Source organism: Variovorax sp. 10N432 (genome assembly GCF_056394465.1).
In genome coordinates this window covers 61535-76400 of sequence record NZ_JBFTHX010000001.1, presented here as the reverse complement: position 1 = coordinate 76400, position 14866 = coordinate 61535, and the positions used below count along the sequence as shown (strand labels likewise).

The following is a 14866-nucleotide window of genomic DNA, read 5'->3' as shown; positions in this document are numbered from 1 at the left end:
CCCTGTCGATGTCCCGAACGCTCCAGCTCGCCGAACAACTGATCTCCCGCCCCTCGGTCACCCCCGACGACGGCGGCTGCCAGCAGATCCTCGGCGAGCGCCTGGCGCGGCTCGGATTCCGGCTCGAGACCATCGAAAGCGGCCCTGCCGACTTCCGCGTCACGAACCTGTGGGCGGTGCGGCCAGGCGGCGCAGACCAGCCGAAGACCATGGCCTTCGCTGGCCATACCGACGTCGTGCCGACCGGTCCGATCGAGCAGTGGAGCAGCCACCCGTTCACCCCGACCCACCGTGACGGCCGCCTCTACGGCCGCGGCGCCTGCGACATGAAGACCTCGCTGGCCGCCTTCGTGGTCGCCATCGAGGAGTTCCTGGCCGCCACGCCCGACCCGCGTCTCACCCTGGCGCTGCTCCTCACCAGCGACGAGGAAGGCCCCGGCATCGACGGCACGGTGGTGGTCTGCAACCAGCTGGCGGCGCGCGGCGAGTCGATCGACTACTGCATCGTCGGCGAGCCGACCTCGGTCGAGCGCTGCGGCGACATGATCAAGAACGGCCGCCGCGGGACCATGAGCGGCCGGCTGACGGTCAACGGCGTCCAGGGCCACATTGCCTACCCGCACCTGGCGAAGAACCCGGTGCACGCCTTCGCGCCGGCGCTGGCCGAACTGGTCGCGCTCAACGCGGCGGGCGGCTGGGATGCCGGCAACGATCATTTCCAGCCGACCAGCTGGCAGATCAGCAACATCCATGCGGGCACCGGCGCCAGCAACGTGATCCCGGGCGCGGCCGTGATCGATTTCAACTTCCGCTTCTCGACCGAGTCGACCCCCGAGTCGCTGCAGCAGCGCGTGGCCTCGGTGCTCGACGCCCACGGCCTCGACTACACACTGGCCTGGACGATCGGCGGCCTGCCCTTCCTCACCGTGCCCGGCGCGCTGGTCGAAGCCGTGCAGCAGGCGATCCGCGACGAGACCGGCCTCCAGACCGAGCTGTCGACCAGCGGCGGCACCAGCGATGCGCGCTTCATCGCCAAGATCTGCCGGCAGGTGGTCGAACTCGGCCCGGTCAACGCCAGCATCCACAAGATCGACGAGCACATCGCGGTGGCCGACATCGAGCCGCTCAAGAACATCTACCGCCGCACGCTCGAACGGCTCGAAGCGCTGACCGTATGAGCACGGTCATCGCCTTGATCCAGGCCGGCGCCAGGCAGTTGGCCGAAGCCGGCGTGGCGTTCGGCCACGGCACCGACAACGCCTTCGACGAAGCGGTCTGGCTGGTGCTGTGGCGCCTTGGCCTGCCGCTCGACGAACTCGACGCGGTGGCCGAGCGGCCGGTGTCGCCCGCCGACGCGGCGCGCATCGGCGAGCTGTTCGCGCAGCGCATCGCGACCCGCAAGCCGGCGGCCTATCTGACCCGGGAGGCCTGGCTGCAGGGCGTTCCCTTCTACGTCGACGAACGCGCCATCGTGCCGCGCAGCTTCATCGCCGAACTGATCGCCGACGGCTCCATCGACTACTGGCTCGGCGACCACACCCGGCGCGTGCTCGACCTGTGCACCGGCAACGGCAGCCTCGCGATCCTCGCCGCCCTGACCTATCCGGAGGTGAGCGTGGACGCCGCCGACCTGTCGCTCGAGGCGCTCGAGGTGGCGGCGATCAACGTCACCCGGCACCAGCTCGACGCCCGCGTCCGCCTGATCCATTCCGATGGCCTGGCCGAAGTGCCCGGTCCGTACGACCTGGTGCTGTGCAACCCGCCCTACGTCAACAGCGCGAGCATGGCCGCCCTGCCGGCCGAATACCGGGCCGAGCCCGAACTCGCGCTGGCCGGCGGCAGCGACGGCATGGACTTCGTGCGCCGGCTGTTCGCCGACGCGCCGTCGCGCATGAGCGAGCAGGCCGTGCTGGTGCTCGAGATCGGCAACGAGCGGGCGAACTTCGAAGCCGCGTTTGCGCAGCTCGAAGTCGTCTGGCTCGAAAGCTCGGCCGGCGAGGACCAGGTCCTGCTGGTGACCCGCGAGGCCCTGCTGGCGGGTGCCGGCCAGCCTTAGCGGCGCCCGTCCTTCGCCGCCTTCCCCGCAGCCTCGGCTGCGCCCCCCTTCATCGGGCTGTTGTCCCCTATGCCCCCTCGCGCCAGGCCGCCTGGACGCGCACGGGATAATCGCCCCTACGGTCCCCTATCCATGATCACTCTCAGAAACGTCATTCTTCGCCGCAGCGCCAAGGTCCTGCTCGACGGCGCCACCGTCACCCTCAACCCGGGCGAGAAGGTCGGCCTGGTGGGGCGCAACGGCGCCGGCAAGTCCACCTTGTTCGCCCTGCTCAACGGCACGCTGCACGAGGACGGCGGCGACTTTTCCGTGCCCAGGCACTGGCGCATGGCCCAGGTGGCGCAGAACATGCCCGAGACCGACGAATCGGCAACCGACTTCGTGGTCGGCGGCGACACCCGGCTCGGCGAACTGCGCGCGGCGCTGGCGGCCATCGAAGCCGCCTACGAAGCCAACCCGGACGACCCCGACATCGGCATGGAGCTGGCCCACGCCTACACCGACCTGGCCGACGCCGGCGAGCACGACGCCGTGCCGCGCGCCCAGGCACTGATCCTCGGCCTGGGCTTCAAGTCGCACGAGCTCGACGAGCCCGTCAACAGCTTCTCGGGCGGCTGGCGCATGCGGCTGCAACTGGCGCGCGCCCTGATGTGCCCGAGCGACCTGCTGCTGCTCGACGAACCCACCAACCACCTGGACCTCGACGCGCTGGTCTGGCTCGAAGCCTGGCTGCAGCGCTATGCCGGCACCATGATCGTGATCAGCCACGACCGCGAGTTCCTCGACGCCGTGACCGATGTCACCCTGCACATCGCCAACGCCCAGCTCACGCGCTACGGCGGCAACTACAGCAAGTTCGAGGACATGCGCGCGCTGCAGATGGAGCAGCAGCAAGTCGCCTTCAGCAAGCAGCAGGACAAGATCGCCCACCTGCAGAAGTTCATCGACCGCTTCAAGGCCAAGGCCAGCAAGGCCAAGCAGGCACAGAGCCGGGTCAAGGCGCTCGAGCGCATGGAGCGGGTCGCGCCGCTGCTGGCCGAGGCCGACTTCACCTTCGAATTCAAGGAGCCGGGCAACATCCCGAATCCGATGCTGTCGATCAGCGACGCCAGCTTCGGCTACGAGATCGAGGACGAGCCGCCGAAGACCATCCTGCGCGGCGTCAACCGCTCGGTGCTGGCCGGCCAGCGGATCGGCATCCTGGGCGCCAACGGCCAGGGCAAGTCGACGCTGGTGAAGACCATCGCGCGCGAAATGGGCGCGCTCGCCGGCACCGTCACCGAGGGCAAGGGCCTCAACATCGGCTACTTCGCGCAGCAGGAACTCGACGTGCTGCGCCCCCAGGACAACCCGTTGGAGCATATGGTGCGCATGGCGCGCGAACTCGGCAGCGCCGCCCGGGAAGGCACTGGCGAGCAGGCGCTGCGCGGCTTCCTCGGCAGCTTCAACTTCAGCGGCGACATGGTCAAGCAGCCGGTCGGCACCATGAGCGGCGGCGAAAAGGCGCGGCTGGTGCTGGCCATGATGGTCTGGCAGCGCCCCAACCTGCTGCTGCTCGACGAGCCCACCAACCACCTGGACCTGGCGACGCGCGAGGCGCTGGCCGTGGCGCTCAACGAGTTCGAAGGCACCCTGATGCTGGTCAGCCACGACCGCGCGCTGCTGCGCTCGGTCTGCGACGAGTTCTGGCTGGTCGGCCGGGGCGTGGTCACGGATTTCGACGGCGACCTCGACGACTACCAGCGCTACCTGCTCGACGAGGCCAAGCGGCTGCGCGAGGAGGCCAAGGTGGCGACCCGCGATGCCGCGGCGGTCGAAGCCGCCGCCGCTCCGGCCGAAGCCCCGGTGGCGAGCGCACCGGCGCCCAGGGCGGCCGACAGCGCCCCCGGGGGCAAGAACCAGCGCAAGCAGGACGCGCAGGATCGCCAGCAGCGCAGCGACCAGGCCAAGCCCCTGAAGCGCGAGCTGACCCAGGTCGACCAGCGCCTGGCGGCCGCCAGCAGCGAGAAGGCGACGCTGGAAGCACGGCTCGCCCAGGCCCTGCCGGCGCCCGAAATCGCCGAGGCAGGCAAGCGCCTGAAGGCGCTCGGCGACGAGATCGCGAGCCTCGAGGAGCGCTGGCTGGCGCTGTCGGACCAGCTCGAGGCCCTCGCCACCTCATAATGGGGCGGAATGTCTTCCGCCATCGAACTCGCGCAAGGTGACCCCCAACTGATTGCCGCCATCCGGCGCAGTCGCCGCCTGCTGGGCCGCAAGGCGATGATGGCGGCCGCCGTCGGCGCGATGCCCATTCCGGGCCTCGACTGGGCTGCCGACGCGGCCCTGCTGGCCCGCGTGGTGCCGCAGATCAGCACCGAGTTCGGGCTTTCGGTGACCCAGGTCGAGCGCCTGGCGCCGCACGAGCGCGAGCGCATCCGCAAGGCCGCGGCCACCGTCGGCGCCCTGCTGGTCGGGCGCCTGGTCACCCGCGACCTGCTGGTCGCGCTGGCGCGCCATGCCGGCGTCAAGCTGACCGCCAGCCAGGCGGCCCGTTTCGTTCCCCTTGCCGGGCAAGTGGTCTCTGCCACGCTCAGCTATGCCGCGCTCCGCTCGCTGGGCGAACTGCACATCAAGGACTGCGTCCGGGTGGCGCAGGCCGTGCGGCATCAGTTGCCGTCGCCGCAGGGCGAGCGACCGGCGCCGCCCGTGCGCCCTTCCAGATTGAGCAGCGCATGGAATCGACTCCGGCTTCGCTAGGGGCGTTTTCACCCTAATACCAAAGAATTCGAAAATTATCAATCTGAACGAGTTGTTGGCCTGCGACGACATCGGATGGGGAGCTATTGCGCAAGCAGGCGGATAATGCGATGACTTGCACACTTGGCTGCCGGATGCGTCAAGCGTGTGACAAAAGGGAAGTCGAGATCAAACCAAGGTCGTATCCGCGCGACTGGTTCGGAGGAGCGGAATATGAACGAGACAGACCTCGCAGCGTCGGTCGAGAGGCTCATGGCCAGGGTCGACTACTACCTGCATTGCGAGTTGGACGAAGAGTACGACCACGACCGGCCGGACACGGCGCGCAGGTTGCTCGAGGCCGCCTTGCGGCAAGAACTGCTGCGTGCCAGCGCCGTCGGCGTGGTGTCGTCGATCGCGGGCTCGCGCCACTCCGCCGCGCTGGACGGCAGCGACGCCGCCTAGGCCCCGATCAAGCAAGCAAAAGGCCGTCTCGAACGGCCTTTTTGTTGTGCGGCTTCAGGTCTCGATCAGTCGCGATCGCCCCATCCCCGACGCTCTTCACGGCGCTCATGCCGCCAGTCGCGATGGTCCCAGCGGCGACCATCGTTCCACTCGGAGCGATAGAAGCGCCGCCCCTCGCCGCGATACCCCGGCTCATAGTAGACGGGCGCCGGCGCGTAGGCCACAGGCGGGGCCGCGCGATACACCGGCGCCGGCTGGTAGTACACCGGCGCCGGAGGCGCGTAGACAGGCGCCGGCTCGTAGTAGCGCGCCGGCTCGCCCGCGCCGACGACCACGCCGGGGACTGCGATGCCCACTGACCAGTTGGTGCCTGCGCTGGCTGAAGCGGCACCTGCGAGGGCTGCGACGGCGAGGACGCCGACCGCTGCCAACTTGACCAACACTGAACGACCTGCCTGCATGTGAATCTCCTGTTCGAGGCAATTGCCCCGTGCACATTCAACGCCGGTGCGTCGAACAGCGTGCACCGAGGGATTGCAAAGCTGGCGTAAACCCACGCAACCGACCCTGACACCGCCTCCATTCGCGCGTCATGCGTTGCCTACAGACAAAGTAACCCAAATGTATTACTTTGCAATGTCACTAAAGGACGCGCCGTGGACTCGAATGACCGGGCTGAACTCGCCCGCCTCTGGGCGGCGTGGCTCGAGTGCAGGGCCAGCGCAGCCGCCGAGCGGGAGCGCCTGATCGAACAGGCCGGCGACCACCTGTGCACCGGGAGCCCGGCCCCGAGCGAGAAGGAGGTCGCGGCCCTCGATGCGCTGGAATACCGGCACCGCGCCGCGTGGGCGGCGTACTCGGCCTGCCTGCTTCGCATCTATGCCGTCGCGTCATGGGTGTCCGGACTCGACCTGGACAAGCCCTCAGCGCCCTTGCCACCGAAACAGGCGTCGGCCTCATTGGCGCGAGGCGAAGCGCCGGACAGGCAGAATGCGCCATGAAAGCACCCCCTCGACTACAGACACTCATCGACGAAGGACTGATCGACAGCGTGGTTCGCCAGCTCATGAGCGGCAAGGAAGCGACGGTCTACGTGGTGCGCTGCGGCGACGACACGCGCTGCGCCAAGATCTACAAGGAAGCGACCCAGCGCAGCTTTCGCCAGGCCGTCGACTACACCGAGAATCGCAAGGTCAAGAACACGCGCCTACAGCGCGCGATGGCCAAGGGCACGAAATTCGGACGGCAGGCGACCGAGGCCGCGTGGCAAAGCGCCGAGGTCGACGCCCTCTACAGGCTGGCCGCGGCCGGCGTCCGCGTGCCCGAGCCCTACAACTTCTGCGACGGCGTGCTGCTGATGGAATTGGTCGCGGACGCCCAGGGCGATGCCGCACCGCGCCTGAACGACGTGGTGTTCTCGCCCGAGGACGCGCGGCTGCACCACGCGACGCTGCTGGCGGAAGTGGTCCGCATGCTGTGTGCGGGCGTGGTGCATGGCGACCTCTCGGAGTTCAATGTGTTGCTGGCCGCCGATGGCCCTGTGATCATCGACTTGCCGCAGGCGGTCGATGCCGCGGGCAACAATCACGCGCGGCGGATGCTCCTGCGCGACGTCGCGAACCTCGCGGACTTCTTCGGTCAGGTGGCGCCCGAGCTGCGTTCCACCCGCTATGGCGAGGAGATATGGAACCTCTATGAACGTGGCGAGCTGCACACCGGCTCGGCGCTGACAGGCAGCTTCGTGCGCCCGAGCGGGCCGGTGGATCTGGGCGGCGTACTGCGCGAGGTCGACGACGCGCGCGCCGAAGAGGCGGCCCGACTCGTGCGCATGGCAGCGCGCTGAATGCCGGTCTTCAGGTCAGCAAGAGTGGCATGCCCGGGTCGCCCTTGCGCATGGCGCGCTGGTAGGCGTCTCGCCCTGCAATGCGCTGCAGGTAGGCCAGGATGTTCGGATAAGGCGTGAGGTCGAAGGGCATGAAGTACCGCATCGTCGTCAGCGAGAAGAACGTCATGATGTCGGCCGCGGTGAAGTTCTCTCCGGCCAGGAACGGCACGTCGCCGAGGCGCTTCTCGATCAGCGCGAACGCCCCCTCGAGCCGGCCGTTCAGGCGGGCAGCGATGGGATTGTCAGGCGGCAGGTGCAGTCTCCGCAGGAGCATGTTGCGCCCCATGTTCGGCTGGAAGTTCCCGTTGGCGTAGTGCCACCAGAAGATGTAGTCGACGTAGTCCGGATGGTCCGGGCCGAGCGCGAGCCGGCCATGGCCGTATTTCGCGATGATGTATTCGACGATGGCGCCCGACTCGGCAAGCAGGACATCCCCGTCGCTGATCACGGGCGCGGTGCCGAGCGGATGCAGCGCGACGAGTTCTGGTGGGGCCAACGCGGTGACCGGATCCCGCACATGGTGCCTCAGCTCGTACGTCAGGCCGAGCTCCTCGCAAAGCCACACGATTCGCTCTGATTGCGATTTGCCGAGATGGTGGACGGTCAGCACGGTGCTTCCTTGAAACTGAGTGCTCGATCATGGCAGATGCGTTTGGAGGCTACTTGGCCCCCAAAAAGAAAAAGCCCGCTATCGATTAGATAGCGGACTCTTCTTGCAACGATTGGTAGGACGTACAAGATTCGAACTTGTGACCAACGGATTAAAAGTCCGCTGCTCTACCAACTGAGCTAACGTCCCGATACCAGTGTTCTTGGCCGGCGTCGAATCCGGCAAAGCCTGAAATTATAGCGTGACATTTCGGGCAATCCGATCGAGGAGCCACCCTGCCGCACATTGACCGAATGTGGCGGTCACCGCCACCACCGATCCATAGCCATGGCAGTTGAGCGAACCGTCGCCCTCGATCGCGCAGGAGGCGTCCGGCGGCGCGACGCTCTCGCGACTGAAGACGCATGCGACGCCGATCTTGCGGCCTTCGCGCGGTGCGCCGTGAGCCTTGCGCAGTCGCTGGCGAAGCTGCGCCAGCAAGGGGTCGTGCGTGACCAGGGCTAGATCGTCGATCTCGACCCGGTGCGCCAGGCGCTTGCCCCCGGCGGCGCCGACGGTGACGAAGCCTGCGTCCGCGCCGCGTGCCCAGGCGGCCATCGCGAGCTTGGCCTTCACCTGGTCGCAGGCATCGAGAACCGCGGTCACCGGCCCGTTGGCGGCCTCGGCGGTGGCCAGCAGGGCCTGCCAGTTGTCGGGCTCGACGAACTCGTCGATCGCCAGCACGCTGCAGGCCGGATTGATGTGCGCGATGCGATCCCGCATGGCTTCCACCTTGGCCTGGCCGACGGTCGAATCGAGCGCATGGATCTGGCGGTTGATGTTGGATTCGGCGATGTGATCGAGGTCGACCAGCGACAGCCGCCCGACTCCGCTGCGCGCCAGCGCCTCGACGGCCCATGAGCCGACGCCACCAATGCCCGCCACCAGCACGTGCGCCTCGCGGATGCGGGCCGCGCCCGCCACCCCGTACAAGCGCTCCAGCCCGCCGAAACGGCGGGCCAGGTCGGCGTCGTCCGTGGCGACGACGGGGCTCGCGGCGGTCAAGGGGCTAGCGCAGCCGCGACAGCCGTTCGCGGCCGGCTTGCGCTGCCTCCGACTGCGGATAGGCCTTGGTCAGGTCCTCGAGCGTGCGGCGTGCGGCCTTGGTGTCCTTCAGCTCGATCTGGCAATTCGCGATCGACAGCACGGCCTCGGGTGCCTTCGCATGGTCGGGCGCCAGCGAGAGCATCGACCTGAAATTGGCGATGGCCTCGTTGTAGTTGCGCGTCGCGTACTGCGCATTGCCGAGCCAGAACAGCGCCGAGGCGTTGTAGCCGCTCTGCGGATAGCGCTTGACGAAGTCGGCGAACGCCGTCTGCGCCTGCGCGAACTGGCCCGCACGGAAGATGCCGAGGGCCGCGTCGAAGTCGGCCTTTTCCTTTGGATCGGCATTGAACTCGCGGCCGTCGACCGCGACCTTGGACGGCTCGTTGCTCTTGGCTCGGCTGTCGGTGTCGGTCTGGCGCTGCTGCTGAAGATCGGTGACGGTCTTCGTGAGCTGCTCGTTCTGACCCGTCAAGCGCGCCATGTCGCCGCGCATCTGCTCGATCTGGTTCTGCAGATCGAGCAGGCTGCGGCGCAGTTGCGCGCTTTCCTCGCTTTGACGCTGCTCGGCCTGCTGGCGCATGGTCTCGACCCGCTGGCGCAGGTCGAGGATGGCGCGCCGCGCCTCGTCGTCTTCGAACAGCGCGGCCTGGGCCCCCAGCGAAGCGCACAGCAACGCGGCTGCGAGGACTGTGCCTCGCAAAGTAAGGCCGCGCATCATCAGCGGTACGTGATCTCGGCGCGGCGGTTCTGCGCCCAGACGTCCTCGCCGCTGCCCTGCGCCGCCGGCTTTTCCTTGCCGAAGCTCACGGCCTCGATCTGGGAATCGCTGACACCGACCAGGACCAGTGCGCGGCGCACGGCCTCGGAGCGCTTCTGGCCGAGTGCGAGGTTGTACTCGCGGCCGCCGCGTTCGTCGGTGTGTCCTTCGATCGACACGCGACGGTTCGGATTGGCCTTGAGGAAGCGCGCATGGCCGTCGATGAGTTGCTGGAACTCGGGCTTGACGGTGTAGCTGTCGAAGTCGAAATAGATGATCCGTGCCACGCCGACCGGGCCTTGCGCGTTCTGCGCATTCGGGTCGATGGTGACCGGCGCCACGCCGCTGGCAGCGCCGCCGCCCTGGCCCGCCGCACCGCGGTCGACCACCGGGGTGTCGTTCAGCTTGGTGCCGGACGAGCAGCCAGCGATCAGGGCCACGATGGCCAGCGAATAAATCGTACGTTTCAACATTTTCGGACTCCTCAAGTTAATCATTGCTTTTGAAACGGACCCCAGTCCGGTTCCCGGATGTCTCCGGCCTGCCCCGCCAACCGCGCCTTGATCTTGCCGTCGAGCGTCGTGGTCATCAGTGCCTCGCGGCCCTGCAGCTTGGTGGCGTAGACGATCAATTTGCTGTTCGGCGCAAAACTCGGGCGCTCGTCGGCCGTGGTGTCCGTGATCGCCTGCACGTTGCCGGTCGCCAACTCCATCACATGGAGTTTGAACGCCCCGCCGACGCGCGAGATGTAGGCCAACCACCGGCCATCGCCGCTGATCGACGGAGAAATGTTGTAGGTTCCGCTGAAGGTGACCCGGGTCGGGTTGCCGCCGCCGGCGCCCATCTTGTAGATCTGCGGCGCACCGCCGCGATCGCTGACGAAGTAGATCGTGCCGCCGTCGGCCGAGAACACCGGCTCGGTGTCGATGCTGTTGCTCTGCGTGAGACGGCGCGGCTCGCCGCCGCTGGACGAGATGGTGTAGAGCTGCGAGCCGCCGTCGCGGCTCAGGGTGACGGCCAGCGTGCTGCCGTCCGGGGCCCAGGCCGGCGCGCTGTTGGAGCCGCGGAAGTTCGCCACCAGCCGCCGCTGGCCGCTGGCGACGTTGTGGACGTACACCACCGGCTTGCGCGACTCGAAGGACACGTAGGCGAGTTGGCTGCCGTTGGACGACCAGCGCGGCGAAATGATCGGTTCGGGACTGGCGAGTGCCGCCTGGGCGTTCTCGCCGTCCGAGTCGGCCACCCACAGCGTGTAGCGGCTCCCGCCCTTGGTGACATAGGCGATGCGGGTCGAGAAGATGCCCTTCTCGCCGGTCAGCTTCTCGTAGATGTAGTCGGCGATGCGGTGCGAGGCCAGCCGCAGGTCGCCCTGGGGCACGGTGTAGCTCTGGCCGCCGAGGTCTTGCCCGCGCACCACGTCCCAGAGGCGGAAGCGGACGTCGAAACGGCCATCGGCCAGCCGAGTGACGCTGCCGACCGCGAGCGAATCGGCGGTGCGCTGGCGCCAGAAGCTGAGGTCGGGGCGGGAGCTTTCATCGAGGGCCTGGCCGGACGCGTCGACGCCGCGGAACTGTCCGCTGCGCTCGAGGTCGGCCAGCACGATCGCCGAGATCTTCTGCGGCGAGGACTCCTCGCCCCGGAAGGGCGCGATCGCGATCGGCAACTGCGTCACGCCCACACCCGAGACCTCGACCCGGAACTGAGCCAGGGCGGGAATCACGGGGGTGGCAGCGAGGGCCGCGACCAAGGCGCGGCGTGCGAAGAACGATGAAGAAGGGGTTGGGGGAAAGTCTTGCAACGGCTTTTTCATGCAGTTCGGAGAGGTTTCCGAGGTTTAAGTTTCTTGTCTCGGACAAAAACAGTGCACATGGTACATGTTGCGATGGCCCTGTCGTCACAAAACGTGTATGAGGCGGTCGGGTCCTACAGGTTCCGGCCCGTAGAATTCGCCGCCATGCAGCCCTCCCCCGCCACCGACACGGTGCGCCTCCCCCTGACGCGACGACTCGCGCGCCTGATGACCTGGTTCGGCAGTTCGCGCCGCTGGTGGGCGCTGGGCATCGCGACCGCCGCGGTCGCCGCGCTCACCGAACCCCTGCTGGCCGCGATGCTGAAGCCGCTCTTCGATCGCGGCTTCACGCGCGGACAGCTGGCGCTGTGGATCGTGCCGGTGGCGATCATCCTGCTCTTCCTGGTGCGCGGCGTGGCGCAGTTCATCTCGCAATATGCCCTTGCGCGGATCGCCAACGAAGGCATGCAGGGACTGCGGCGCATGCTGTTCAAGCGCCTGCTCGAAGCGGAACTCGCGCTGTTCTCGCGCCAGTCGGCCAGCACCCTGTCGAACACGGTGGTCTACGAGGTGCAGACCGGCGCCATGCTGCTGGTGCAGGCGCTGCTGAGCCTGTCGCGCGACGGCTTCGTGACGATTGCGCTGCTGTTCTACCTGGTCTACCTGAACTGGAAACTGACGCTGATCGTCGGCGTGATGGTGCCCGGCGTGGCCTGGATCATGAAGGTGCTGTCCAAGCGGCTCTACCACCTGACACGCCTGGGGCAGCATGCCACCGACGAACTGGCCTATGTGGTCGAGGAGAACGTCCTCGCCCACAAGATGGTGCGCCTGCACCGCGCCGAAGCCAGCCAGAGCGAGCGCTTCGAACGCCTGAGCCACAGCCTCAACCGCCTGGCCGTGAAATCGACCATCGCCCAGGCCGCGATGACCCCGCTGACGCAGCTCTTCGCTGCCTTCGCGCTGTCGATCGTGGTGATGATCGCGCTCTGGCAGGCCGGCGAGAAAGGGCTGACCGTCGGCGGCTTCATCTCGTACGTGACGGCGATGCTGATGCTGATCGCGCCGATCCGGCGCCTCGCCGACATGGCCAATCCGATCACACGCGGACTGGCGGCGCTCGAGCGCGGCCTCGCGTTGATCGACGAGGTTCCGTCGGAAACGCAGGGCCGGTTCGTGCTCGAACGCGCGGCCGGCCACATCGAACTGCGCCGCGTCTGCGTCAACTACCGAGGCGACGACGAGGCGCGCGCGCTCGACGGCGTCAGCCTGGCGATCGAGCCCGGCGAGGTGATTGCCTTCGTCGGGCCCTCCGGCTCGGGCAAGACGACGCTGGTCAACCTGCTGCCGCGCTTCGTGCTGCCGAGCGCCGGCGAGGTGCTGCTCGATGGCCACGAGGTCGGCGAATGGCAGCTCGCGAGCCTGCGCTCGCAGTTCGCGATGGTCAGCCAGGACGTGGTGATGCTCAACGACAGCCTGGCGGCGAACGTCGCGCTCGGTGCCGCGATCGACCGCGAGCGCGTGCTCGAATGCGTCGCTGCCGCCAACCTGGCGGTCCACGTGGAAGGCCTGCCGCAGGGCATCGACACCGTGCTGGGCCACAACGCGACCCAGTTGTCGGGCGGCCAGCGGCAGCGCCTGGCGATCGCGCGCGCGCTCTACAAGAACGCGCCGATATTGCTGCTCGACGAAGCCACCTCGGCGCTCGACACCGAATCCGAGCGGCAGGTGCAGGAGGCGCTGCAGCGGCTCATGCAGGGCCGCACGACGCTGATCGTGGCCCACCGCCTCTCGACCATCCAGCATGCCGACCGCATCGTCGTGATGGAGCATGGCCGCATCGCCGAGCACGGCTCGCACGAACAGCTGATGGCGCTCGACGGCCTGTATGCGCGGCTGCAGAACAATGCCGTGCGCACCGCGCCGGCGGGCCAGCCGGCCATTCTCTGAACGGCCGCTAGAGCAAGACGATGTCGTACTGGCCCTGCCCCATCGCGGGCTCGGCCTGGAGCGAAATGGGCTTGCCGATGAAATCGCTCAGGCCGGCCAGGTGCTGGCTCTCTTCGTCGAGGAAAAGCTCGATCACCTGCGGCGACGAGACGATGCGGAACTCGCGCGGCGTGAACTGCCGGGCCTCGCGCAGGATCTCGCGCAGCACGTCATAGGCCACGCTGCGCGCAGTCTTCACGATGCCCTGGCCGTTGCAGGCCAGGCAGGGCTCGCACAGCATGTGGGCCAGCGACTCGCGCGTGCGCTTGCGCGTCATCTCGACCAGGCCCAGCTGCGAGAAGCCGCCGGCCGTGGTCTTGACCCGGTCGCGCGCCAGCTGCTTGCGGAATTCGGCCAGCACCTGCTCCCGGTGGTCGTCGCGCGCCATGTCGATGAAGTCGACGATCACGATGCCGCCCAGGTTGCGCAGCCGCAATTGCCGGGCGATCGCCTGCGCCGCCTCCAGGTTGGTCTTGAAGATCGTGTCGTCGAAATTGCGCGCACCGACGAAGCCGCCGGTGTTGACGTCGACAGTGGTCAGGGCCTCGGTCTGGTCGACCACCAGGTAGCCGCCGGACTTGAGGTCGACCCGGYGGCCCAGCGCCTTGGCGATCTCCTCGTCGATCGAATAGAGGTCGAAGATCGGCCGCTCGCCCTTGTACAGCTGCAGCTTGCCGGCCGCCTGCGGCATGAATTCGAGACCGAACTTGAGGAGCACATCGAACTGTTCGCGCGAGTCGATGCGGATGGTCTGGGTGTCCTCGCTGGTCATGTCGCGCAGCACGCGCTGCAGCAGGCTCAGGTCCTGGTGCAGCAGCGACATCGGCGGCATCCGCGCCGACAGTTCGCGGATCCGGGTCCAGGTCTTGCGCAGATAGGCGATGTCCTCGGCCAGTTCGGCATCGCTCGAATCCTCGCCGTTGGTGCGCAGGATGAAGCCGCCGGTGTTGGCCGGCACCACGCCGCCGCTGTCGGCGGCCGCGGCGGCCTCGATCAGGGCCTGCATGCGGTTGCGCAGCGCATCGCGCAGGTCGGGCGGGATCTTCTGCGAGACGCCGATGTGGTTGTCCTGCGGCAGGAAGACCAGCAGCCGCCCGGCGATGCTGATCTGGGTCGACAGCCGCGCGCCCTTGGTGCCGATCGGGTCCTTGATGACCTGCACGAGCAGCGACTGGCCCTCGAACACCTGCTTCTCGATCGGCACCATGGCGCCGCCGTTGCGATGGTCGCGGTCGGCCACCTGGGTGCTCGGCCGCGAGCCGGGCGTGAACGGGGCGACGATGTCGGCCACATGCAGAAAGGCGGTGCGGTCGAGGCCGATGTCGATGAAGGCCGACTGCATGCCCGGCAGCACCCGCGACACCTTGCCCAGGTAGATGTTGCCGACCAGCCCGCGCTCCAGCGTGCGCTCCACGTGGAGCTCCTGCACCGCGCCGTGCTCGACCAGCGCGACGCGGGTCTCCTGGGGGGACCAGTTGATCAGGATGTCTTGCATGTTTTCTAGTCAGTTGAGG

Annotated in this window: 15 protein-coding genes and 1 tRNA gene; 8 read left to right on the top strand and 8 right to left on the bottom strand. The window is 67.8% G+C overall.

Annotation, left to right across the window (positions count from 1 at the left end; all coding sequences use genetic code 11):
- Nucleotides 1-8: 8 nt before the first annotated feature.
- The 5 genes from dapE to AC1DF3_RS00365 all read left to right on the top strand — a co-directional run bounded on the left by dapE (nt 9) and on the right by AC1DF3_RS00365 (nt 5236).
- Nucleotides 9-1178 carry a succinyl-diaminopimelate desuccinylase gene (gene dapE / locus AC1DF3_RS00385; protein ID WP_478138511.1) on the top strand — a complete coding sequence of 390 codons (1170 nt, stop codon included), beginning with the start codon at nt 9-11 and terminating at the stop codon, nt 1176-1178.
- A complete protein-coding gene (gene prmB / locus AC1DF3_RS00380; RefSeq protein ID WP_478138510.1) occupies nt 1175-2056 on the top strand; it encodes a 50S ribosomal protein L3 N(5)-glutamine methyltransferase in 882 nt (293 codons plus the stop codon). The genes dapE and prmB overlap by 4 nt, the downstream gene beginning before the upstream one ends.
- Before the next feature lie 132 nt (nt 2057-2188).
- The gene (locus AC1DF3_RS00375) at nt 2189-4219 is read left to right on the top strand and encodes an ABC-F family ATP-binding cassette domain-containing protein (RefSeq protein WP_286531799.1); all 2031 of its coding nucleotides are present in this window, start codon (nt 2189-2191) and stop codon (nt 4217-4219) included.
- Nucleotides 4220-4228: 9 nt separating this feature from the next.
- On the top strand, nt 4229-4792 hold the full coding sequence (locus tag AC1DF3_RS00370) for a hypothetical protein (RefSeq protein WP_286531798.1): 564 nt from the start codon (nt 4229-4231) through the stop codon (nt 4790-4792).
- 213 nt (nt 4793-5005) lie between these two features.
- The gene (locus AC1DF3_RS00365; protein ID WP_286529111.1) at nt 5006-5236 is read left to right on the top strand and encodes a hypothetical protein; all 231 of its coding nucleotides are present in this window, start codon (nt 5006-5008) and stop codon (nt 5234-5236) included.
- Between the two features lie 65 nt (nt 5237-5301).
- Here AC1DF3_RS00365 and AC1DF3_RS00360 read toward each other — a convergent pair whose 3' ends face one another.
- Nucleotides 5302-5697, bottom strand: a complete 396-nt coding sequence (locus AC1DF3_RS00360; protein WP_286531797.1) for a hypothetical protein — start codon at nt 5695-5697, stop codon at nt 5302-5304.
- A 195-nt stretch (nt 5698-5892) separates the two neighbouring features.
- On the opposite strand from AC1DF3_RS00360, the gene AC1DF3_RS00355 reads away from it, so the two are divergent.
- Both AC1DF3_RS00355 and AC1DF3_RS00350 read left to right on the top strand, forming a co-directional pair.
- Entirely contained in the window at nt 5893-6237 is a 345-nt protein-coding gene (locus tag AC1DF3_RS00355) for a hypothetical protein (RefSeq protein WP_286531796.1), read from the top strand.
- Complete coding sequence (locus tag AC1DF3_RS00350; RefSeq protein WP_286531795.1) at nt 6234-7079, top strand: PA4780 family RIO1-like protein kinase; 846 nt, start codon at nt 6234-6236, stop codon at nt 7077-7079. The genes AC1DF3_RS00355 and AC1DF3_RS00350 overlap by 4 nt, the downstream gene beginning before the upstream one ends.
- Before the next feature lie 10 nt (nt 7080-7089).
- On the opposite strand, the gene AC1DF3_RS00345 is transcribed toward AC1DF3_RS00350, so the two are convergent.
- The 6 genes from AC1DF3_RS00345 to tolB form a co-directional block, all read right to left on the bottom strand.
- Nucleotides 7090-7731 (bottom strand): glutathione S-transferase family protein, encoded by a 642-nt coding sequence (locus AC1DF3_RS00345; protein WP_286531794.1) that lies wholly within the window; start codon nt 7729-7731, stop codon nt 7090-7092.
- Between the two features lie 113 nt (nt 7732-7844).
- Nucleotides 7845-7920 (bottom strand) — tRNA-Lys (locus AC1DF3_RS00340).
- Between the two features lie 45 nt (nt 7921-7965).
- Entirely contained in the window at nt 7966-8775 is an 810-nt protein-coding gene (locus AC1DF3_RS00335) for a tRNA threonylcarbamoyladenosine dehydratase (protein WP_286531793.1), read from the bottom strand.
- A gap of 4 nt (nt 8776-8779) precedes the next feature.
- Nucleotides 8780-9532, bottom strand: coding sequence for a tol-pal system protein YbgF (ybgF, locus tag AC1DF3_RS00330; protein WP_478138708.1), 753 nt, complete (start codon nt 9530-9532; stop codon nt 8780-8782).
- Between the two features lie 2 nt (nt 9533-9534).
- Nucleotides 9535-10047, bottom strand: a complete 513-nt coding sequence (pal, locus tag AC1DF3_RS00325; protein WP_286531791.1) for a peptidoglycan-associated lipoprotein Pal — start codon at nt 10045-10047, stop codon at nt 9535-9537.
- Nucleotides 10048-10067: 20 nt separating this feature from the next.
- Complete coding sequence (gene tolB / locus AC1DF3_RS00320) at nt 10068-11384, bottom strand: Tol-Pal system beta propeller repeat protein TolB (RefSeq protein ID WP_478138509.1); 1317 nt, start codon at nt 11382-11384, stop codon at nt 10068-10070.
- 144 nt (nt 11385-11528) lie between these two features.
- On the opposite strand from tolB, the gene msbA reads away from it, so the two are divergent.
- Nucleotides 11529-13313: a lipid A export permease/ATP-binding protein MsbA gene (gene msbA, locus AC1DF3_RS00315; protein ID WP_478138508.1), complete on the top strand. Its 1785-nt coding sequence runs from the start codon at nt 11529-11531 to the stop codon at nt 13311-13313.
- Between the two features lie 7 nt (nt 13314-13320).
- On the opposite strand, the gene rng is transcribed toward msbA, so the two are convergent.
- On the bottom strand, nt 13321-14847 hold the full coding sequence (gene rng, locus AC1DF3_RS00310) for a ribonuclease G (RefSeq protein WP_478138507.1): 1527 nt from the start codon (nt 14845-14847) through the stop codon (nt 13321-13323).
- Nucleotides 14848-14866 lie beyond the last annotated feature (19 nt).

Excerpts from the sequence above, each read along its gene's own strand:
- dapE (WP_478138511.1), top strand. The coding sequence starts at position 9 with ATGTCCCGAACGCTCCAGCTCGCCGAACAACTGATCTCCCGCCCCTCG.
- prmB (WP_478138510.1), top strand. The coding sequence starts at position 1,175 with ATGAGCACGGTCATCGCCTTGATCCAGGCCGGCGCCAGGCAGTTGGCC.
- AC1DF3_RS00375 (WP_286531799.1), top strand. The coding sequence starts at position 2,189 with ATGATCACTCTCAGAAACGTCATTCTTCGCCGCAGCGCCAAGGTCCTG.
- AC1DF3_RS00370 (WP_286531798.1), top strand. The coding sequence starts at position 4,229 with ATGTCTTCCGCCATCGAACTCGCGCAAGGTGACCCCCAACTGATTGCC.
- AC1DF3_RS00365 (WP_286529111.1), top strand. The coding sequence starts at position 5,006 with ATGAACGAGACAGACCTCGCAGCGTCGGTCGAGAGGCTCATGGCCAGG.
- AC1DF3_RS00360 (WP_286531797.1), bottom strand. The coding sequence starts at position 5,697 with ATGCAGGCAGGTCGTTCAGTGTTGGTCAAGTTGGCAGCGGTCGGCGTC.
- AC1DF3_RS00350 (WP_286531795.1), top strand. The coding sequence starts at position 6,234 with ATGAAAGCACCCCCTCGACTACAGACACTCATCGACGAAGGACTGATC.
- ybgF (WP_478138708.1), bottom strand. The coding sequence starts at position 9,532 with ATGCGCGGCCTTACTTTGCGAGGCACAGTCCTCGCAGCCGCGTTGCTG.
- pal (WP_286531791.1), bottom strand. The coding sequence starts at position 10,047 with ATGTTGAAACGTACGATTTATTCGCTGGCCATCGTGGCCCTGATCGCT.
- tolB (WP_478138509.1), bottom strand. The coding sequence starts at position 11,384 with ATGAAAAAGCCGTTGCAAGACTTTCCCCCAACCCCTTCTTCATCGTTC.
- msbA (WP_478138508.1), top strand. The coding sequence starts at position 11,529 with ATGCAGCCCTCCCCCGCCACCGACACGGTGCGCCTCCCCCTGACGCGA.